Genomic DNA, 20567 nt, shown 5'->3' with positions numbered 1-20567 from the left:
TTCACAAATGATTACTCGCAATCGCTCGCTCGCTCTTGCTGCTCTCACATCTGCCGCGTTGGTACTGACAGCGTGCGGAGGAAGCGACGAACCCGAAGATCATCCGGTGGAAACGAGTGCCGAGGCCGACAGCTCGTGGACGGTACCCCCACTCCCATCGACAGACGTCCTCGCTGAAGGTAGCCAATCCGGCTCGGCGCCGACGACAGTTCCGTCGCCGCCGACCGCCCCTCCAGCCCTGACCACCACTCCGCCTCCAGCGCTCCCCGACACACTGGCCGGAGCCAACGAGAACGATGCAGAATCGGTCATGCTCGCCGCCGCTCGCACCATGCTCTCTTACGCCCCAGGCAAGGACGTAAACCAATCCGCGGCAGCTCAACGGGCGGCGCCACTCCTCGACGAGAGGTACTACGCCGCGAATGCCGACTCATTCATTGCGCTTGCTCCGATCACCGGTAAGCAATGGCAGAACTGGGCAGACGACCACGCGATCGTCGTTGCCACAGCGAGCATTGCCGGCGACGAACACCCTGCTGATCAACCCGCCAAAGTTTCCCGTGTGCTCGCAGTGACACAAACTGCCACCGGACCTGATGGAAAAGAACTGAGCAAAAACACTTTCGCCGTCTACATGAGTGCCGTCAAAATCGGCGTCTGGCGTGTAAGCGCAGTAGCCGTCCGATGAACTAGTGCCCCGTCGAGGGGGCGACATGCGTGTATCCGTAGGCCGGCCCCAGCCACGACGCCCGCAACGCCTTCGATCATCTCGGTGACAGGTCCGGTCGTTGTGGGGCGACCACCGCGGACATGCAACCTGCGAGGGCGACGAGGGCAGCCGGAATCGCGCGGATGCCTTCGTGAGTCAGTCGTCGACGTTCTCCTCCAACAGCGTGCGGAAACTGGCAGCCAGTCGAACAACTGTGTTCGCGTTGTCATGGTCGACCAAGCGCACGCTTCCGTCCGCAGCGATCCAGATCGGATTCCCCGACCCGTCGTCAGCGAACACCACCCCGTCGATGAGGGCGCCGTATGCGTCACGCGCCTCCATGGTCAGCTCGATGCATGTCTCACGACCGATAAGCTCGGCGTTGTCCCATGCGTGCACTGACACGCCCACGAAGCATCCACCCCAACGTCCCACGAACTCGGTGAAGTCTTTGTCCGGGACGATGTCGAGTGCATGCAATCGCGCGTGAAGCTCGTCTGCCGGAATCGGACGGCCGGGACCGTAGAAGTCCACGGTCCGCTCGATGCGAGCGACCAACCCGTTTCCGAGAGCCATATCGGAAACTTACTACCGGCGCAGGACACTAGGCCCCGACATCTCAAACTGACGGCGCAGCTGTTGCATCGCTTCAAATCCGCGCGGGTAATGCTGGCTCCCCTCCCGCACTAACGCTCTGGCTGCGATCCGGAGAGGACATCACTGCTCGATCCGTTCGCCCCGGTGTTGTTGCCACAGCTCGACCACGCGATCTCCGCGAGGTCGGGCTCATGACGACTTTCGGATTGCAGGATCTCGCCAGCAATGTACGTTGACCAGCTCGAATGATCGTTGGCAATAACGGCCAGTGCTCGGATCCGAACATCAGCGTCGAACCCCGCCACCTGGAGACCACCGCAGATCGCCGCGCTGGATCCAACGAGTCGGCATCGGCATGTTTTTGCGTCGGTCATCTGTCTGATTCGGGCAATGCCGGCCGTTACGATCGCACCGAGCGCCGAAGCTCCAGGCCGAGATTCCGGCGCCGCTGTGATGGAGGGGTCAGGATGTTCGGTTGGAAGAAGAAGCGCAACGATTCGAAGATGACGCTCGACGATGTGATGTCGAAGCTCAGGCCTGACCTGAGTCGGGAATCGCTCGGCGTCGGACCCGACTTTCCGGGCGTCGCCCCGAACCCGCTCATGAGCAGTGATGCACGCAAGCGCAATGCGGAACTGCGGACGGGGGTGCTTGCGCTCGGCGTTCTCGTCGACTGGCGGGAGGTCAACAGCAATCCACGCGTGGTCCTGATGTTCGACGTGGAGACCTCCGACGGCATCTTGTTCCGCGGTATCGCAGACGAAGACCTCACGATCACCGAGCTGACACGACTCGCCCCAGGACAGACGTTGCCCGTGCGCTACCGGCCGGCCGTCATGGACCACTACGTCGCCCTTGCCCGGGACGCGGACGCCGCCCACGTTCAGCAGCTCTCCGACGAGATCGCGAGCCGCAAGCGGACCTGACCTGAAGCCATTGCCCGGGAACCCTAAGCGCGACCCGTCGCCCTGGGGCAGGGTCGAAAGGCATCTGCAGGACCGGCGAGGACGTTCCCCAACTTGTGTGCCGAAACTTGCGATGCGGGAATCTGCTCGAACTTGTGTGGGTGAGACTCGCGCGAAACGGCTCGCGACCGGACACATCGCAGGCTGTTGAACAACAGGTGCGTGGCTGTTGATTGGCTAAGGGGACGGGCTTGGGACGCCCACGGGAGAAGGTTCTTTTCAGATTGTCTGTTGGCTGAGGCGTGGGATAGATGGACGGCTCGGATCCTCGTTCCGGAGCCCCGCAACCTGCTGAGCAGCGCGAATCGGTGTAGTTGCCGGGGAGAGAATTTATCCCCTACGCGGGGGTCGCTCCGATCCATGCTCACTCCGTTGTGCTGTTCGGAGCGTAACCCACGTGTCAAGGGGTGACGGTGTCATTTCGCGATTGATGTGAGCGCGAGTTGTTCTACGAGTTCCGCGAAGGGGAGTTGCCGTGGGAGTGCCATGGGATGCCTCCCATGAACATCTCACTCGTGGTGCATCTGATGCGGGGCGGTGTCGGATTTACACGTCGCTGTTCCGGCTTGAGTGAAAGTGGAGAGAGATTTCTTCGGCCGCGATGTCACTCAGCTCGGGTTGGCGGGATCTTCCTGTGAGTAGAAGAACCATTCGAGGCAACTGCGCGTGCGCGCGGTTGGCCGACCACAGGAGGAGCGCCATGCAGATGCAGACCGGATTCGATCGCCGTCGGGTGATCGGGGGTCGGCGATGACGAGTCCTGCGCAGGAAAAGGCTCCCGCCAGATTCGCTCGTACCCCTCGCATAAGTTCACTGCCGGCGCGGTCGCGGACTTGGGTTCGCGACAGCTTCTGCCTCGGAAGCGCGGCAGTGGGTGTCGGCGCCGGGGCGCCGCTGTTCGGGTATGCCGCCTTGTCAGTTCCGGCGGCCGCAGGACTGTCGATAGGCGCGGTGTACGCCGGAGTCGCGGGGAAGAAAAAACAACTGCGCGATGTCGAGGTCGACGAAGTAATCGAACGACTCTGCCCCGTCATGGGCATCCCGGAAGCGACGCGGGCGGTGTTGTCGGTATCGAAGTGGAGCGGAGGGACTCCGGGCGTGCCGGGAAAACTCACCGTGTATTACACGTCGGCGCAGCCGCTGAACGACGACACATGGTTCGACGACATTTGCGAGGTTTTCGAAGACCAGGGATGGGGGTTCTTTGCACTCGCCGAGCACGATCCCAACCGTCGGCGGTTGATCTTCACGCCCGCAGCGGAGCCGGAACGAGAGCCCTCTGACAGTGAAGCGGTGGCGCGTGCAAAACGCTATGTCGGGCAACTGCTGGGACCGACCGCAACAGTGACTGCGATTGATGTCGATACCAAGACCGGTGAAGTCACCTCCATGATGGTGCGGCACGAAATCGGATCGAAGCTCGTGTCTGATGGCTATCGCACTCGTGTCGAACGAGCGATCAATGCGATGTTCCCCGGACGCTGGCGTGCAAAGTGGAACCATCACACGGACGAGGTGACGTTCGAGCAACGTGCTGCGTTCCCCGACAGCGTTTGGTTGCCCGCCCCGGACATCGACCCGGATGTCGATTTGTTGGCCAGCTACGACTCGGTGGAGATCCCCTACGGGGTCGACGAAGACGGCAACGAGGTGGTGTGGCGCCCTGCGATCGATCCGAATCTGATGCTGATCGGACCTCCCGGTAGCGGCAAGACAGTGACGGCACACAACCTGTTGGTCAACTTCTCGCGCCGCGGATGGCCGATCTGGGTGCTCGATGGAAAATATGTCGAATTCCTCGGCTTCCAGGACTGGCCCAACGTCCAAGTGGTCGCCACGACCATCGAGCAGCAAGTTGCGATGGTGCATCGTGCACGCGACTTGATGGAGTACCGCTACCAGAAGATCGTCACCGGCGAGGCAACGGAAGCGGATTTCGAACCGGTGCTGGTGTTCCTCGACGAGTGGGCGGAATTCCGCGGCAATGTCGAAGACTGGTACACCTCGGTCAAACCGAAAGGCGGCCCGAGACAACCGCCGGTGCTCGCCATGCTGGCGTCGATGGCACGCAAAGCGCGTACCTCGCGAGTGCATCTGGTCTTCGGCACTCAGCGTCCCGACGCGATCTACTTCCTCGGCGACATGCGCGACAACTTCGCGATGCGCATCTCCATGGGACGGCTCTCACCTCAAGCGGCCACCATGATGTGGCAGTCTCCGACAATCGGCACGAGCGTTCCGCGCAAGTGCCGCGGGCGAGGCACCACTGTCACCGACAACTATCAGCCGCTCGAAATCCAGTGCTACCGCGTGCCGGATCCACGAAAGACCCGTGACGGTACTCCGGACGCCGATCTCCTCGACAGGCTCCGGCCACCGGTGACCAGACACCCGCGGTTGCTGATCGTTCCTCCGGAATCTCTCCCGGACATCGACGCCTCCGACGAAACGTCAGAACCCGCACCTCTGACCTATTTCGACTACGTCGCCGCTGACTGGGTCCTTGCCAGTGACCGACCCGACCTCGACCCGGTACTCAAGCGAGCACGGATGAACCGCGATACCGATCGCCGAATCGCATCGCCGACCGCATTGTTGGGTCTGTTGGGGGCGCCCGAAACTCCGACGAAGCGACCAGCGATGGCGGACTTCGTCGACCTCGACACCTACCGCAGGCCGACGCTCGCGAAAAACGATCCCGCAGCTGCGGCGGCGTTTCTCGACAAACTGGCCGATCCTGCAATCCGAACAGAACAGTCGAACCTCGACCAGACCCGAACCAGACTCACCGTCGTCAAGGAGGCGGTCGATGGTGCGGCTCTAAGCGAGGAATCGGACTATGCATTCGCCAGTGGAGACGAACACGAGGACCAATACGGACCTGTCCAGGATGTTCGCGCCGCTGACGTGGCACTGGGTGATCTGTTGTTGATGGAGGACACCGACGAGTGGGTCGTTGTCGACACCGAACCCGAGCCCGACATCATCGAAGACTCGTTGCTCTCGTTGACCTGGCGCAGTGACACCGACGAGGTGGGCGATCTTGCGATTCCGGACAGTTCCTACGTCTCGATCCGCAAGCCTGTTCAGGTACCTGAACTGGTGTGACCTCAGTCGAGCTCGGCCGGCACCCACTGCCGCGCGGCGGGGTCCCATGTCCCTGTGGATCTCCGCCCCGACAGCAATGGAGACAGTGCACGGCTGAGCTCGGCGAGTGCGTCGTCGAGCGTATGAAGCTCGGATTTCAACGATGTCTTCGACGCGAGTGCACGATAGCCGGCGGCCCAGCTCGGCCCGGGAGATGCAAGCGTGTGGGGGAGTGTGAGCACGCGGCGGGTTTGTTGGGCCCGTAGTGCGTTCACAGTGTCTTCGGCGTCGACCGTGCATGAGGTGATGATGAGTAGCAGATCAACAAGATCACGGAATCGCGTTGAGGGAGTGACCTTCTGAGGCCCGTGAAGTTCGTACATCGCGCATAGTTTGTCAGCGATCTGGTCAGCGATAGGTACGACCGTGAAGGCCGGCAGCGTCGAGACGTCTGCGATCTCGACGGCAGGGCGGGGCTGCAGTCGTTCCACCGGTCCGATCAAGGTGCGTTCGATCGCAATGTCGATCGGAAAGTTTCCTACGCGCGTAGTGCCGAGATAAACGGTTGCTTTCAATTGAGCACCCCGACTGACGCCGGTCAGTGATCCTTTCGCCTCGATCTCGAAAGTGAACCGGTCCAGGTCCGGGCGGACGCTGAGAGCTCGTAGTTCGTCGACGGCACCGATGATGTCTGTTCCGGGATGAAGCAGATCGACGTCTTGGCTGTGACGGGCCCCAGGGATGCGAACGAGCATTCCACCGCCTCCGGTGAGGATCCACCGCGAATCAGGTGACGAGAACACCCTCGCCAGGAACCGCTGGGTGAAGTACTCGCGTTGAAGTTCTTCAGTCGTGCGACCGGATGTCTTTGCCTGGCTTCCCAGGCGTGCCAGCAGTGCCCGGTGAAATGCTGCTGCCGACGGATAGTGTTGTGCCACTATACGATTCCTTGTTTACGCAGCGCGCGAAGTGCGGCGGGCAGGGCGGGATCACGCAGAATATTCAGGACGCCGGGACCGTGCCCGACCTCGCCAGCGGCTTCCTCCTGGCGAGAGGCTCTCGTATCGGTCGGTGCGGACCTCAGGTCCGAGGCGGCGACATCGTCGATGAGGGCGGCGATCAATCCTGCTCCGTCACCGAGGGGTGCGCCGTAGAGGTGCGCAAATGGGCGCAGTTCGGACTCCAACTGTCCCCGCGAGACCTGATCGGTGCGCAATGCATCCCACACCACGCCAGCGAGGTGTCCACCGTCTGTTCGAGAAGATGCGAGGTCGACGATCGTCCTTGCTGTCGTCGTGACGGGCAGGCCGTCGAGTAGAGACCAGTGTGTGGGGTCCAGCGTGGCGACGTGGAAACGGACTCCGTCGCTACGTGTGTTGCGCCGGCGCGGAACGGTGAACTCTGCAATGTCAGCATCGATGTCGCCGAGTTGTCTCAAGTCGGCAGCCGTTCGATGAGAGGCGACCCCGCGGGGATCGGCACTGCCGATGCGCTCTGTCGCCGAGCGTGTCGGGTCGAGTGCAAGCCACTGGGCGCGCACGTGATCGGTGGGGTGAATCGGCGTCCCTGTCAGCCGGTACACGCCATGTCTGATGCGGGTGAGGATGAATCGGTCTGCCAACCGCTTGAGGTGTTGCGCACTTACGCCCGACTCTGCGGCCTGCGCTGAGGTGAACATGCCCCACTGGTCCTGGGCGAGGTCAGCCAGTGCGAGGAAGCGATCATCACCTTTCATGCACCAATAATATCACCTTAGGTGTAATTATTGACGATCCAGAGTGGAGTTTCAGTGAAACTTCCCCGCATCTGACGAAGACCGCAAGCGTGTCAATCACCTGCCCGTCACGTGCGCCGCCCAGGTTCCGAAATTTGTTTGCCGACGCGTGTCACACAGGACGTCTCGACCGGATCTTCCTACTCGTAGAAGCCCAATTCCGGCGACACGAGGAGATCGGTCATGTTCGAGAGCCAGTCAGAACCCCAGCGTTCCACCCCGGGTACGGCGAACGCGGCAGGACTGTCTGACGCGGATCAGATGTCCCTGCTGATGGCAGCCCCACTGATCTTCGGGATCGTCGTCGGCGCCATGCCGGCCATGTCGGCAAGGGCCACGGCCTGGCTTCTCGAACACAACATGATCATCGCCGCAGCGGAATCGCCCTTGCTGGCCCTTCCTGGCGCGGAAGGCGCTGGCCTCGATATCCGCCGGCTCATCGTCGTCGCTGCGGTGCTTGCGGTAGCGGTAGCCCTGGCGGTCAGCGGCTTACGCCAGGCAGTTGATCGTCGTCGTCAGCAGCGGCTGCGAGTGGGTGATCAAGGGTGAGGAAACTCGCAGGTCCGGGATGCGCGCTAGCTGGTCTTGGGAAGGGGGCGGAGAGGTCTGGTTCGGGCTCGGATGAACGCGGCACGGATCGTCTGGATCTCCACATGCAGAGCCTCGCTAAGTGCGGTGGCGTGGCGATCGGCGAGAGTCCCTTCGCCGCGCTCGATCCTGCCGATCGTCGTGGTGCTCAGGCCCGTGCGGCCGGCGATATCCTTCTGGGTCATTCCCGCGAGATTGCGCAGGTCAGCGATCGTCCTGTTCTTCTCTGGCACGACGATCAGTTGATCGAGAGGGATGCCGAGTTGCTCAGCGGCACGCGCCAGATGGTCAGGCGACGGTTGCGATCGTTCGGTTTCCCAATTGTGAACGGTGGTCGGGTCCACGCCGATTGCGCGGGAGAGATCGCCACGGCTGATCTTGGCCGCGGTTCGAGCCTTTTCGAGGGCCTTCGGCTGGAAGCCGTTCAAAGGCAGTCTCACCTGGATTGTCCGTTCATCGCTGGACATCCTATTGAAGATGTAGATACCATCGTTGCATACCGGGTTTAGATTCCAGTGATAAACACCAGAACGGCCTCAACCAGCGAGCATTCGCTGTTCTCGACGACCCGGTGCGCTCGAGTACGAACTGTTCACACGTACATGCGGCCTGACCAGCCGCTAACGGAAAAGAGCTTCCGATGACCACCAGCACCGCAGCACCACAACGCACGTCCGAAATCTCCAGCAGCCGACGCGGCTGCCGTTCCTCTGCACGCCAAGCGTCGGTAGCTAGACTGAATACAGCCGGAATCCCCGCCCGGTCTACTACACCCAGTCGCGACGACGGGTGGTTCCAGACATCGCGACAATCGGGTTCAGGGGGACGTGACGGGCAGGCTTGGACACCTGCCCGTCACGTCGATACATCAGTCGACCTCGCAGACGTTCGCTACCACGTCAACGCTCTGATGTGCGCCGGAATGACAACCGAGCTGATCGCTCAACTTGCATCACTGCCCGTCGAAATCATCCGGGCGTTGCGCAAGACTTCCACGACGTCAGCACCACAGCGTGTCGTCGACGCTGTCCTTTCAATCACCTTCCGCCCCAGCCGCGGCCGCGATCTCACGCCGGCTGTCGGAGCGCACCGACGTCTGCGTGCACTCAACGCAATGGGCTATGGAGACGGTCTCCTGGCAGCTCGTCTCGGCGTCGACATCGACGTCGTCACTGGCATGCCGACCAAGAGCCTCATCTCCAGTGGGCTATGGAAGGCGATCGCCGGTATCTACGACGAGCTGTCCATGCACCCGGGCCCGGATGCCGAAATTCGTGACCGATCACGCGCGGATGGCGTCGTGCCGCCGCTCGGGTGGGACGACGACGAAATCGACAACCCCAAGGCGCGGAGTCAGGAACGAGTTCAACCGCGACACGGTGGGGGAGGTGTTCCCGTTGACGAGGCAGTCGTGATCCGCCGGCTCGGTGGGGAGCAGTTGCCGCTACGCCTCTGCGAGCGACGCGAGATCGTGCGCATTGCGTTCGAACGAGGTTGGTCTCCTTCCGAGCTCGCGGCACGGCTTTCCATCAAATACGACTCGGCAGTCACCGAATTGAGCCGCTACCGGCGCGCACTTGCACGTGATGCAGCGGTCGACAGCGATTCATCGACAGAAGAGAGTGGCTCACAGGAAACAGCCGTTGAAGTCCTTGGTGTTCGCGAAGAATCCGACGAACTGTCTCCTGTCGAGCCCCTGTCGGGTCGGGAGCTGGAACCGATCTCGCTCGACGAGGAATTGCTGGAAGATGCGACATCGAGCGCTCGCGCGTCCGCCGCGCTCAACCGGAGGGTCGAACGAGTCCAGTTGTCTGGTTCTCGGTCGGGACATAGGAATGGCGCGGCACGGCTCCGCCCGCCGCGCCACATGCTGCGCACTCTGAGTACGCGGTGCCCCGGTGTAGGCCCTGGCGGCATTTCTCGCCACACATCCAGTCGAGACATACTGCGTCCCAATCTGATTGATCGATCCATCAAGCCAAATCAACATGTAGACGATGCAATGCTGCGCTCGCCATCGGCGCCCGCACGCGCCTCGCGGCGGCGAGGTCTCTTCTTCGATGGGGCCGGCGGGAGGGCATTCACATACGGCCCGGTGGATGGTCAGCTGCGGCGAGAGGTAAACCGTGGCAGTCAACCGCAGAGGTACTTGCGCCCGATCGACATTGCCGACACCGGCTGAAGTACATCTCGGCAAGATCTCCATTGGGCGCTGAAAAGCGTTTCTTGACAGCGGATTACAAAATCGCATCACGTTCTATTCATATACAGACATCTCCGGTCTCGACCCGAGACCCCAGACGGGACCTGCTCATGAACACGACATTCGCCTCCGCGCTCAACACCATGACACCCGGCGACGCTGTTATGTGTCTTGCTGCCGGAACGGTCGAGCTTGCTCTCGATGACGCACCGGAATCAATGCGCTGGCACTGGTTCGCCGATCTCCTCGACTCGCAATGGGGGTTGACCGGCAGGCTCGCGCCCATCGTGACCGAGCCGGTCATGTCCGAACTGGAGCAGGCTGCCCGTATGTGCCGCGCCGCAGCACAGCATCCGCTAGACCCGCAGGTCTGGTTATCGGCATACCAATCCACAACAGCGCTGGTAGAAGACCCTGCGGTGATCTCAGCAGATGCCCTGCACCTCGCGCTCTCCGCAGCCAACGACATCGCACTGGAAGCAATGGACACTCCGCATCCTGATTTTTCGGTCGCCGTCACGCTGGCATTCGAAGCGCTGACATCGGTGGTGGCCGTCGACCGCGAGGTGTCCAGAAGTTGGATTCTGACTGCAATCGGAGAATGGGTCGCGAGGACAGAATTGGATCAGTCAGGCCTCCGATCTGCACAATCGCGCACTAACGCTGACAATAGGCAGATTGCAAATGCTTCCGTTGTTTCTGCAGGATGTAGCGAGAAGACACTGCTGAAAGTGAGAGGGAATGCGTGAAACCGTCGTCCAATCAGAGCCGGTGAGTCCAGGTCATTTCGGTTCACCCAGCCCATCCGTCGTCGGGGGCGCGGTCAAAGGAAGGCGACGGCAGAAACGGGCGGGGATTACTCGCGAGAAAATCGTCGATGCTGCCGCACGTCAGTTCGATGCTTGTGGATTTGCCGCGGCAAGTATCAACACCATCATCGAAAACGGGAACCTGACCAAAGGTGCAATATATTTCCATTTCTCTTCCAAAGAGGAACTGGCACAACAGGTTATCGAGCGATGGTCAAATATGGTGAATGACGAGTACGTGGCTCTCGGAGAGGCTGGTGATAGGTCCCCCTACCGCCAGCTGGTGCGGTTCTGCAGCGAGATGGCGTACCGTATCGATGCCGATCCCATCCTGCGTGCTGGGTTACTTCTCACTGTCGAACCGTCCGTTACGGGCGGGAGAATTGCATATATGGAGTGGCACAAGAGCATTGATGAATTGGTTGTCCGCTCCATAGAGTCAGGCGAGATAAGCGACCGTCCCGCAAGCTACCGACTATCTGATCAGGTGTGCGCGACATTCATTGGCGGGGCTCAACTTCATTCGGTTGATGTGGGCTCACCCAATCTGCGAACACGGATAGTCGACGTGTTCGACGGACTTACCGGCGGTCCGGACTAGCCGAAACCTCGCCTTCTACGCCGCCCCGCAGAGGCCCTGGATCTTCCCACGGAGCCTGAAAATCTACCGCGCCCGTGTTGTATGCACGTGAGCGGACTCGAATCCCCGGTCGGAAAAGGTCACCCCTAGTATCGGGTTCGTGCCGAACGTGAGAACGCCCGACGCCGATATCTATTACACCGACAGTGGGGGAGAGGGGCCCGTCCTGCTGCTCGGGCATGGATTCTTCATGGATTCGTCGATGTTCGCCCCGCAGATCGATGCCCTCGCCAGCAATGTCAGGGTGGTTGCCTGGGACTCGCGCAGACACGGACGAACAACCGATCACGGCGCCGCATTCACGTATTGGGATTTGGCTCGAGACTCCCTGGCGGTCCTCGACGATCTCGAGATCGAGACAGCAATCGTCGGCGGAATGTCGCAGGGCGGCTACACCGCGCTACGGACGGCTTTGCTCGCTCCCGAGAGAGTCCAAGCGCTCCTGCTACTCGACACCGAAGCATCTGCCTGCACCGATGGCGAGAAAGCCGGATACAAGGCCATGTTCGATCAGTGGTGCAGCGATGCCCCGATCGAACCGCTTGTCGAAGCTCTGGCACCACAATTGATCGGCGGTGACTCGCGAGAGTCGTGGGCGCCGTGGATCGAGAAATGGACGACAAGCGATCGTCGAGCGATTCGACCGGCCGCAGAGTGCTTGATCGAACGCGACGATGTCGTCGACCGGTTGAGTGCTATCGAGGTGCCGGCGTTGATCATCCGTGGCGAACACGACATGTCCGCGCCTGCGGCCAAAGCAAAACAGTTGTACGACCATTTACCGCTCGCAGTTCCAGTCCTCACCATTCCTGGCGCAGGTCACGCAGCCAATTGGACCCACCCGCAGCCCGTGAACGAGACCATCGCGGCCTTCGTGACGATGGTTGAAACAGGCTGGCTGTAGAAGTTTGAGCAGCTATTCGGTTCCCGGGATTCGCACGCCTAGGTACATCTGTACGGGGTAGTCACCACGCATTTCCGTGTGTACCTGGACATGAACGCGGTATTCCTCGCCGGTGTCGGCATCGCGCAGATGCATGAATGGCTGGTGTCGGCCGAATCGAACATCCTCTTTGCCCCACAGGCGCCGAAATGCAGGGAACTTGCTCAGTTCTTCCAGGGTTTCGATCGCCCATTCAGGGTTGTAATAGCGTCCCATCAATGCGCGGAACCAGTTCACCGTCAAGGTCGTCTCGGCTTCCCACTCCACCATGACTTGCTTGGACTGCGGTGTGGAGAAGAACCAGCGCAAAACATTGCCGTCGTCGAGAAGGCCTGGAAAGGCGCGATCATAGGCAGCGTTGCATTCGATGACATTCCATCGCTCATCCAGATAAGCCACCAGATGTGGATTGAGCGCTGTGATGACCGTGCGCATCTCGGGTGTGATGAGTGATCGGTATTGCTCGATCGTCCACGGGGTGGTCGATGTTTCCCGTTCCGTTTGAGTGCGGCGAGCAAGGTTGTACAGGTGTCGGCGCTGGGCCGGATCGAGGCCGAGTTCCCGTGATGCTGCTTCCAGAAATTTGACTGAAGGGTTCGGCGATTCGTTACGTTCGATCTGCGTGATATGGCTCACGCTCCAGAAAATATTCGCCGCGAATTCGCTCCTCGTCAGACCGTCCGGGTGCTGCGGTGTGGATCTGGTGCGCAACGCGCGCAGGTAATCGCCCAGGTTGGGCGGTCGGACGGTATCCATGCATGACCTTTCGTGAGTATCTGTAACGAGACAAACACCCAAAAGCTGACCTACGGCGAAAAGTCAATACTCGCAGGTAACACTCTTTAGTGGTACCGACCAGACTCGCGCCGGTAACACAAACCTGCTGTGCTGTTTCGCGAAAGACTCACAGCTGCGTGGCAGGCAGGAGAGTGAAACCAGCAGGGAGGCGAGTCAACACCGGGGTGGGGAGACCCTCGGAGTTGCTCCAGAGGGGGATAGCCATGCCACGTTTACGGCGAGGCTCAAGCAGGCGTTCCAGGAGGTCGCCGCTTGGCCTTCATGTACGCCCGATTCACCTGTTCCCCAGAAATCCCCAACGCCTCCGCCAAAGCAGTCTGGATCTTGTCGGTGAGGGCGATCTCACCGCGTTCGATGCGCGTGATCGTCGTAGTCGTCAACCCGCACACTTTGCCGAGCTGGGGTTGGGTAAGTCCGACCAAGCATCGATAGTCACTGAGAAAGCGCTCCTCTGGATCCGTGACGACGACGTCGCCGACTTGGATGTTCAACGCATTCGCGGCTCTGGCCAGGAAATCTATCTGAGGAGACACGGCGCCGATCTCCCAGTTGCGGATGGTCGCGGCGGTCGTGTCCGCCAGGCGGGCGACATCGCCACGGGACATCCGAGCTGCCTTTCGGGCAGCTGCGAATGCGTCTTTATCGAAGCCGCGCAGGACGTTGCGGCTCATCGGATTGGTCCGTCCATCGCTAGACACCATGCCGCAACCCTTCTAATATGCCATCCAGATTGGCTTTTAGATTTGTCACCAAGATTGACAGGGATTGCGGCGAACGTACCGCCACCGAAAAGCCGAGGCAAACCGTTCTGCAGCGCAGTTGGCGCCAGCCAGTCCAGGTCCCGACCTACTGTCCCCGTACGACCTGCCCACCCTGTCCACTCGTCCACTGTGAAGGACCACCACACATGGCATCCCTACTGACCAAAAAGATCGATTCCATCCGCTCGTCCGGTGACAAACAACCAGCACATAACGGCGCAGACCCGGATAGCCCACCCGACCTGACTACCCGCGCGCGAGTGCGCAGACGCCCGATCTACCTTGCAATCGGCGTCGCCCTTGTCGTCGTCGCCGTCATCGGCATGCTCGCCGCAGTCAGCGCGATGCGCGCCACGACCGACGTCCTCGTCCTCGCGCGCGACGTCCAACAGGGCCAAATCATCGAATCGAAGGACCTCGCGGTGAAAACCGTCAACGTCGACGCCGACCTGGGTGCCCTCTCGGCGGGTGAACGAGGTCGTGTCATCGGAATGAGTGCCGGCACTCGATTGCCGGCAGGAACAGTGCTGATGCCCGCGGCCGTCACCGACCAGGTGGTGCCCGGAGAAGGCTTGACGATGGTCGGCATCACCGTGGGATACCCACACCTACCGTCGGAAGCAATTCTTCCCGGAGACATGATTCGCGTCGTAGACACCCCCCGAGAAGGCGATGACCCGCCGGTTACGGGACCTATCAACACAAAGGCGCAGGTCTACTCGACGACCACGATCGCGGAAGCGGGCGAAACCACTCTCAACCTCCTGGTCCCGGAAGCCGAAGCAAACTGGGTCGCCGCGCGGGCTGCGACCAAGCGCGTGTCCATCGTCCTCGACAACCGAGTGCGGTGATTTCCCATGTACCTCGCACTCATCTCTGCATCCGGGGCACCAGGAGTCTCCACGACAGCACTCGCTCTGGCCTTGAATTCACCAAGTAAGAACACGCTCTTGGTCGAAGCTGATCCAATCGGATCCTCGCCCGTGCTGGCCGGATACCTCCTCGGCGGCCGCTACCACGACAAATCATTGATCAACCTCGTCGACGCCAACCGCCACGGACGCCTCAAATCAGCGCTGGCCTCCGAGGTGATCACCTTCCCCGACACCACGGTCTCTGTCCTCCCTGGCCTTCTACATTCCGCTCAAGTCGATGCAATGCGCGGCGTCTGGAGTCCACTCGGAATCCATCTCGCAGGACTTGCCGTCGACGATGCCAACGTCATCGTCGACGCCGGCCGGATCGGACAACACGGCTCACCTGTCGAAATGATCGTCAGCGCCACGACCATTGCCATCGTTACCCGCACGACCCGTCCGGCACTGGCGGCGCTGCGCGCTTCGATCAACGGATTGCGTCAACAACTGTCAGCGACACAGTCCACGGCAAGCCTCGGACTCATCCTCATCGGTGAATCTCCGTACAACGCCGACGAAGTAGCCAAGGTCACGGGACTCGATGTCATCGCCGTCATCCCGGATTCGAAGGACGCGAAGGTCTTCTCCGACGGCGAGGTGCTGACCAAGTGGCGCCGCCGCCGATCGCTGTATCTCCATGCGCTGCACCGAACCACGTGGCCCAAGATCGAAAAGTTCGCGGCCACCCACCAGGCCGACTGGAAGTCCAGCCTCGCCGTGACAGGAGACCGACGATGACAACTGACGAGACAGCACAGAGTACGCACAAGAACATCACCGATCTCCCGTTCTTCTCCGCGACGCTTCCTTCCGTCGATCAGCACTCGGCTTCCCCCGAACCAGTAACCCCGGTGTCGGCAGAGACCGCTGATTTCTTCCGCACCAACCACCTTCACGACCTACCTCCAGCACCACGGCATAGTCCTCCGGACGAGGCCGTGCGGTCGCGGCGGAGTACGCCCCCGAAAATCGCGGTCGACCGACAACTCGTCCGCGCCCTGCAGCGAGAAGCGGCCGAGCTACTGCGCGAACACCGCACCAAGCGTGACCGAGAGCTCAACGATCCGAAGAACACCAAACTCGTCGTGCCGTTCACCGAAGACGAAGAACGCGAATACGGCCGAGAAACAATCACCGGATTGGTGAAAAACCACGTCCAACAGACGATCCGCTCCGGCGGCGAAGCCTTCAACCTCGACCAAGAACATGCCCTCATCAAGGCGATCTTCGACGCCCAGTTCCGCCTCGGGCCCCTCCAAGATCTCGTCGAAGAACCCGACATCACCGACATCTACCTCAACGGTGACGCCGTATACGTCAAATACCCCGACGGACACTACGAATACCGAGCTTCCGTCGTCGACAGCGGCGACGAACTTCTCGAGTGGATGAGCCTGCTCGCATCCAGGGCCGATAACGGTGGCAGGCCCTTCTCCAGAATCAATCCCTCGCTTCGACTCAACATGCAAGGCAACCATCGACTTTCGGTCCTGGGGTACACCACCATCCGGCCCTCCGTCGCGATCCGCATCCACCGCCTGACCAACATCACCCTCGAGCAGCTATCGCTCGATCACCACATGATGCCTCCGGAACTTGCGCACATCCTCGGATGCGCCATGCGAGGCGGAGCGTCGACCGGCGTCGGCGGCGGAATGGGTTTCGGCAAAACGACATTCGCCCGCGCTCTCGCCAACGCACTCCCCGTTCACACACGAATCGGAGTGGCCGAAACCGAACGAGAACTCTTCCTCGACGAACTGCCCGGCCGGCGAGACTTCGTCGTCGACGCCGAAATGATCATGGGCGGTGGCGAACGCGGTCCAGACGGACAGCTCGCCGGCGGCTTCAGCCTGAGCGCAATTCTCTATGAGTTCGTCCGCCAGGGACTCGACTACCTCGTAGTCGGCGAAATCGCCGGCCACGAGATCCTCGCCCTGGTCAAGGCGCTCCAAACAGCCAATGGTGGCCTTTTCACTACCCACGCCTACACCGCCCGCGGCGTCATCGACCGACTCGCCAACCTCGCCCAAGAGCCCCCGATGAACGCCACCGCGGAATACATCGAACGGCAGCTGGCAGAACACGTCGATGTGATCGTTCAGTTGGCGACGAAGGTCAGGGTCAACCGCGAAGGCACCACAACCGCAGTCCGGTATGTCTCCGAAGTCGTCTACGTCGAACCTGGCGACGACAAGCTACCCAGCTTTTCCACCATCTACCGCGGATACTCCGACGGCACAGGGGTATTCGGCACCATCCCACAGCCGCTGCTACGCAAGCTTCTCGCCGGCGGATTCAAGAGACTGAACCTCCCCTCCGACACTCTTCGGAGTTTCGACGAAGAACGTGAACTCTTCGACGACGAAGGAGCTGCATGATGTACCAGCAAATCGGCGTTTTCCTCGTCCTGCTTCTGTGCGCGGGAGTCGGCTGCCTTGTCCTGGGGTGGAGGGACCGCCGCGATCCCACAGCCCCCACTCGGCAGCGTCCACGTAAGGGCGAAAGAGTAAAGATATCCGGGACCACCCAAATGCTCCTGGCGGTAGGGATCGTGGCAGGTGCCAGCGTCTACTACCTGAGTGGATGGCTCTTCACGCTCTTCCTCGTCCCGGCCCTTCTCGTGGGTCTGCCCTACCTCCTGCGCCGACCGGAAGCGGAACACCAGATCCGCCGTCTGTCCGCGATGGACGAATGGACGCGCAACTTGTCGAGCAGCATGCGAGCTGGCTCCGGAATCGAACACACCATCATCTCGACTCCTATCCCGGAAACGCTCAAAGACGAGATCACTGCCTTCATCAACAGGCTCCGCAACAATGTCCCACCGGCCGAAGCGGTCACACGATTTGCATCCGACCTCAACGACAGCGTCGGAGATAAGATCTGCGGCGCCCTCCTCCTTGCCATGCAACTGCGTGGTGTCGGTCTGGCCAATGTTCTCGAAGGCCTCGCCGAAGACGTGGGCGATACCGTCGCCCGCCGCCGGCGCATCGAAGCGGACCGCAAATCGACTCGAACACAAGCCAAATGGGTCACCATCATCACCATCGCCGTCCTTGCTGCAGCTTTCGCCTTCACGAATTTCATGGAGCCATACCGTTCAGGCGGCATGCAGATCGTCCTACTGATCCTGCTGACGCTCTTCGCTGCAGATCTGTACTGGATGAAACAAGCCACCAAGCCGCCGACCTACCCGCGGTTCATCGGAACCAATGACCGCGTCGAACGCACTGACCTTGTAGGAGCGCAGCGATGAGTATCACCATGACGATCATCGTCTATACCAGCGTCGGCACAATCGGCATCTATCTCGTCGCCCTGTACTTCCTGCGAACCCAACCTGCCCTCACCGACGTGATGTCCAGGATGTCCGGACCCGCGCCGGAGAAGGCAAGTACAGCAGGGACATCACTCGTCGACGGGCTCGCCAACAAGCTCGGCCTGCGCGTACATCCCTACCTACAAGACAGCCGATTCCTCACCCTCCCCACATCGGACCTCTCACTGCTGCACAAAGATCCGGCGCACGTACTCGGCGAAAAACTTGTCGCGGCATTCTTCGGTCTGTTGATCTTCCCGATACTGAATCTGGTTCTGACCGCGTTCGGATTGGGATTGGCATGGTCGATGCCGGCGATCCTCTCACTCGCGACCGCCGTCTTCCTCTTCGTGATTCCCGACATCGACATTCGGCGCCGCGCAGCTGCGGCTCGCGCCGAATTCGCACAAGCCCTCAGCTCCTACATCGACCTGGTCGCGCTATGCCGACGAGGCGGAATCGGATCCACGCAATCCCTCGAGATCGCCGCCCAAGTCGGAGACAGCTGGGTGTTCCTACGACTGGACGAGGAACTGTACGAAGCCGGCCGCTCCGGCGAAGCGCCCTGGAGTGCCCTCACTCGCGTCTCTCAGCAGCTCGGACTCGCAGAACTCGGCGACCTCGCAGACATCATGACGATGACAGGCGACAAAGGCGCCAGCGTCTACACCTCACTGCGAGCCAAAGCCGCCAGCCTGCGTTCCGCACAAACCTCCGCTGAACAGTCCGCCGCCGTCGAGGCAACAGAGAAGCTCGCCATGCCCCTCGCCGGCCTGTTCATGGCACTACTCCTGATCCCGGCCGTGACCGTCATCAGCGGCTAACCAACAACAAGAAAGGAATGCCCTCTGAACAGGCAAAACAAAGAAGGACCCATCGACCGGACTCATCCAGTCCAGGACAACTGCTACACATCCAGCACACCAATAAGGAGCACGCCATGACCACCAAGGCCATCACCACCACCCGACGCGCAACCCGCGCTGCCATCACCTCGTACCTCGCACTCACGATGATGTTCGTCGCCGCACTCGCAGGCAGCCTTCTGCAGCGTGCAGGCGGTAAAAATTCGGACCGTGGTCCGTCCACCCTCGAGTACGTCATCCTCGCCGGAATCTTCGCCGTCGCGGCCATCGCTGCCGGCGCTGTAGTCGTCCAGAAGATCCAGTCCCGCGCGGACTCCATCCCCGACTGAAACTGCCGAGCGCAGTTCGGATGCTGGAGAACAAAACCATGGGCCTATCGGTAGCGCTGAGGACATGGAGTGCAACGTCGCTCTCCAGTGCTCGGCGCTATCGATGCACGACCTCAGGCGGCAGTAACCGCATGGGACAGGAGGAAATGCTGTGATGACGATTTTGACAGCGGTAGCGGTTCTCTTGCTGTTCGGAATGCTGCTCCTCATCATCCTTCTAGATGGGTCACCGCTGGAGGAAGTGATTTTGTGGGCGGGGTGGTCAGTTATGGTGCTGGCACTTTCTTTCTGCGTATTGGGCCTGTTTTGGGGAGCCGTGGCCGCAGTCGGTGTCGTCGCACTCGCGGGGGGCGCTTCCTACGTTTATCGCTACGCCACCTTCCGTCGTGATCGTTCGTTGCCGAACGAGTGATTTGGATCTGCGTCATACGAACAGAATTCACAGACCTACAAGCCCTGAGGGGTGAAGGAGAAGGCCAATGATTATCACGATCATCGTATTGGCAGTGACGAGCTATCTCCTGGTGTTCGGGGCCTTCTACATCTCGGATGACGGGTTGAAGTTCTATTTGCCGCCCATGGTTGCGGCGCTCGCCGTCCCCACGTTGACGCTCGGGAGTTTCAATGTAATCACGGACGAGAAGACCTCGGGCATAGCCCAGCTCGGCATACTTGCGGCCGCATTTTCTCTCTCCATAGCCCTCGTCGTTGCCGCGATGTGGACTGCCATGTTCGCGCGCAATCGCGTCGACACCAAGCGCAGTACCGCAGCCCAAAAAGGGCTCGCCACCTAGCCCACCCTCGCCAACCGGACCGCAGAGAAACGGACAGTCATGACACTGGAACAGCTGATCGACCGGTGGCGCCACGACGACCGGGGCCCCACGACGCTCGTCACCGTCATCGCGATGGTCGCTTTCCTGATGATGTTCTCCGTGATGCTGCAAACCGCCCTGTTCTTCCATGGACGAGACGTCGCAAACACCTGCGCCGAAAAAGCATTGCAAGCCACGCGTTCTCAGCAAGGGAACCAGGCGCTCGGCCTCGCCGCAGCGAACGCGTGCATCGCGAAATCCGGATCGGGTGACCTTCAATCGCCGGTCGTGTCGGTGAACAAGACACTCCGCGAGACCACGGTCACGATCACCGGAAAGTCCCCGTCCCTCGTACCGGGGTTGGAATTCGCCATCACCGTCGACCACACCAAACCCACTGAGCGCGTGACCAATCCCGGAGGTGTCGGATGAAGCTGAGCCAGT

Annotated in this window: 23 protein-coding genes; 17 read left to right on the top strand and 6 right to left on the bottom strand. The window is 60.9% G+C overall.

Going from position 1 to position 20567, the window contains the following annotated elements; all coding sequences use genetic code 11:
• The first annotated feature begins 7 nt into the window (after window positions 1-7).
• Window positions 8-688, top strand: coding sequence for a hypothetical protein (locus tag EHW12_RS32685; RefSeq protein ID WP_125053285.1), 681 nt, complete (start codon window positions 8-10; stop codon window positions 686-688).
• 177 nt (window positions 689-865) lie between these two features.
• On the opposite strand, the gene EHW12_RS32680 is transcribed toward EHW12_RS32685, so the two are convergent.
• Window positions 866-1285: an SMI1/KNR4 family protein gene (locus tag EHW12_RS32680; protein WP_125053283.1), complete on the bottom strand. Its 420-nt coding sequence runs from the start codon at window positions 1283-1285 to the stop codon at window positions 866-868.
• Window positions 1286-1773: 488 nt separating this feature from the next.
• Here EHW12_RS32680 and EHW12_RS32675 point away from each other — a divergent pair, with 488 nt between their 5' ends.
• Together EHW12_RS32675 and EHW12_RS32670 are read left to right on the top strand one after the other, a co-directional pair.
• Window positions 1774-2232: a hypothetical protein gene (locus EHW12_RS32675; RefSeq protein WP_125053281.1), complete on the top strand. Its 459-nt coding sequence runs from the start codon at window positions 1774-1776 to the stop codon at window positions 2230-2232.
• 789 nt (window positions 2233-3021) lie between these two features.
• The gene (locus tag EHW12_RS32670; RefSeq protein WP_241199224.1) at window positions 3022-5379 is read left to right on the top strand and encodes an FtsK/SpoIIIE domain-containing protein; all 2358 of its coding nucleotides are present in this window, start codon (window positions 3022-3024) and stop codon (window positions 5377-5379) included.
• Window positions 5380-5381: 2 nt separating this feature from the next.
• Here the strand turns inward: EHW12_RS32670 and EHW12_RS32665 are convergent, their stop codons facing one another.
• Both EHW12_RS32665 and EHW12_RS32660 read right to left on the bottom strand, forming a co-directional pair.
• On the bottom strand, window positions 5382-6296 hold the full coding sequence (locus tag EHW12_RS32665) for a nucleotidyl transferase AbiEii/AbiGii toxin family protein (protein ID WP_011331704.1): 915 nt from the start codon (window positions 6294-6296) through the stop codon (window positions 5382-5384).
• On the bottom strand, window positions 6296-7093 hold the full coding sequence (locus EHW12_RS32660; protein WP_125053277.1) for a type IV toxin-antitoxin system AbiEi family antitoxin domain-containing protein: 798 nt from the start codon (window positions 7091-7093) through the stop codon (window positions 6296-6298). Before EHW12_RS32660 ends, EHW12_RS32665 begins: the two co-directional genes overlap by 1 nt.
• Before the next feature lie 222 nt (window positions 7094-7315).
• Between EHW12_RS32660 and EHW12_RS32655 the strand changes: the two genes are divergently transcribed.
• The gene (locus EHW12_RS32655; RefSeq protein WP_125053275.1) at window positions 7316-7681 is read left to right on the top strand and encodes a hypothetical protein; all 366 of its coding nucleotides are present in this window, start codon (window positions 7316-7318) and stop codon (window positions 7679-7681) included.
• Between the two features lie 26 nt (window positions 7682-7707).
• On the opposite strand, the gene EHW12_RS32650 is transcribed toward EHW12_RS32655, so the two are convergent.
• Window positions 7708-8160: a helix-turn-helix transcriptional regulator gene (locus EHW12_RS32650; RefSeq protein ID WP_228233067.1), complete on the bottom strand. Its 453-nt coding sequence runs from the start codon at window positions 8158-8160 to the stop codon at window positions 7708-7710.
• Between the two features lie 200 nt (window positions 8161-8360).
• On the opposite strand from EHW12_RS32650, the gene EHW12_RS32645 reads away from it, so the two are divergent.
• From EHW12_RS32645 to EHW12_RS32630, 4 genes are all read left to right on the top strand, one after another.
• Window positions 8361-9902 carry a hypothetical protein gene (locus tag EHW12_RS32645; protein ID WP_125053271.1) on the top strand — a complete coding sequence of 514 codons (1542 nt, stop codon included), beginning with the start codon at window positions 8361-8363 and terminating at the stop codon, window positions 9900-9902.
• Window positions 9903-9925: 23 nt separating this feature from the next.
• Window positions 9926-10672 (top strand): hypothetical protein, encoded by a 747-nt coding sequence (locus tag EHW12_RS32640; RefSeq protein ID WP_241199223.1) that lies wholly within the window; start codon window positions 9926-9928, stop codon window positions 10670-10672.
• A complete protein-coding gene (locus tag EHW12_RS32635; protein WP_241199222.1) occupies window positions 10665-11333 on the top strand; it encodes a TetR/AcrR family transcriptional regulator in 669 nt (222 codons plus the stop codon). The genes EHW12_RS32640 and EHW12_RS32635 overlap by 8 nt, the downstream gene beginning before the upstream one ends.
• A gap of 139 nt (window positions 11334-11472) precedes the next feature.
• Complete coding sequence (locus tag EHW12_RS32630; protein ID WP_125053269.1) at window positions 11473-12276, top strand: alpha/beta hydrolase; 804 nt, start codon at window positions 11473-11475, stop codon at window positions 12274-12276.
• A gap of 12 nt (window positions 12277-12288) precedes the next feature.
• On the opposite strand, the gene EHW12_RS32625 is transcribed toward EHW12_RS32630, so the two are convergent.
• Together EHW12_RS32625 and EHW12_RS32620 are read right to left on the bottom strand one after the other, a co-directional pair.
• The gene (locus EHW12_RS32625) at window positions 12289-13071 is read right to left on the bottom strand and encodes a helix-turn-helix transcriptional regulator (protein ID WP_125053267.1); all 783 of its coding nucleotides are present in this window, start codon (window positions 13069-13071) and stop codon (window positions 12289-12291) included.
• Between the two features lie 266 nt (window positions 13072-13337).
• Window positions 13338-13784: a helix-turn-helix transcriptional regulator gene (locus tag EHW12_RS32620; RefSeq protein ID WP_164490673.1), complete on the bottom strand. Its 447-nt coding sequence runs from the start codon at window positions 13782-13784 to the stop codon at window positions 13338-13340.
• 236 nt (window positions 13785-14020) lie between these two features.
• On the opposite strand from EHW12_RS32620, the gene EHW12_RS32615 reads away from it, so the two are divergent.
• From EHW12_RS32615 to EHW12_RS32575, 9 genes are all read left to right on the top strand, one after another.
• Window positions 14021-14725 carry an SAF domain-containing protein gene (locus tag EHW12_RS32615; RefSeq protein WP_125053263.1) on the top strand — a complete coding sequence of 235 codons (705 nt, stop codon included), beginning with the start codon at window positions 14021-14023 and terminating at the stop codon, window positions 14723-14725.
• Window positions 14726-14731: 6 nt separating this feature from the next.
• The gene (locus EHW12_RS32610; protein ID WP_011331693.1) at window positions 14732-15529 is read left to right on the top strand and encodes a hypothetical protein; all 798 of its coding nucleotides are present in this window, start codon (window positions 14732-14734) and stop codon (window positions 15527-15529) included.
• On the top strand, window positions 15526-17172 hold the full coding sequence (locus EHW12_RS32605) for an ATPase, T2SS/T4P/T4SS family (RefSeq protein WP_125053261.1): 1647 nt from the start codon (window positions 15526-15528) through the stop codon (window positions 17170-17172). The genes EHW12_RS32610 and EHW12_RS32605 overlap by 4 nt, the downstream gene beginning before the upstream one ends.
• The gene (locus EHW12_RS32600; protein WP_241199221.1) at window positions 17169-18050 is read left to right on the top strand and encodes a hypothetical protein; all 882 of its coding nucleotides are present in this window, start codon (window positions 17169-17171) and stop codon (window positions 18048-18050) included. The genes EHW12_RS32605 and EHW12_RS32600 overlap by 4 nt, the downstream gene beginning before the upstream one ends.
• Entirely contained in the window at window positions 18047-18937 is an 891-nt protein-coding gene (locus EHW12_RS32595; RefSeq protein WP_125053259.1) for a type II secretion system F family protein, read from the top strand. Before EHW12_RS32600 ends, EHW12_RS32595 begins: the two co-directional genes overlap by 4 nt.
• A 116-nt stretch (window positions 18938-19053) precedes the next feature.
• Window positions 19054-19308, top strand: coding sequence for a hypothetical protein (locus EHW12_RS32590; protein ID WP_125053257.1), 255 nt, complete (start codon window positions 19054-19056; stop codon window positions 19306-19308).
• Between the two features lie 154 nt (window positions 19309-19462).
• Window positions 19463-19720 (top strand): hypothetical protein, encoded by a 258-nt coding sequence (locus EHW12_RS32585; protein WP_241199220.1) that lies wholly within the window; start codon window positions 19463-19465, stop codon window positions 19718-19720.
• Between the two features lie 67 nt (window positions 19721-19787).
• Window positions 19788-20102 (top strand): hypothetical protein, encoded by a 315-nt coding sequence (locus EHW12_RS32580; protein WP_125053254.1) that lies wholly within the window; start codon window positions 19788-19790, stop codon window positions 20100-20102.
• A gap of 39 nt (window positions 20103-20141) precedes the next feature.
• Complete coding sequence (locus EHW12_RS32575) at window positions 20142-20555, top strand: hypothetical protein (protein WP_125053252.1); 414 nt, start codon at window positions 20142-20144, stop codon at window positions 20553-20555.
• The last annotated feature ends 12 nt before the right edge of the window (window positions 20556-20567 follow it).

The sequence above is a fragment of the Rhodococcus sp. NJ-530 genome (assembly GCF_003860625.1).
In the GTDB taxonomy this organism is placed as follows: domain Bacteria; phylum Actinomycetota; class Actinomycetes; order Mycobacteriales; family Mycobacteriaceae; genus Rhodococcus_F; species Rhodococcus_F qingshengii.
The sequence above is the reverse complement of the archived record's forward strand: the minus strand, read 5'-3'. Positions and strand labels throughout refer to the sequence as shown.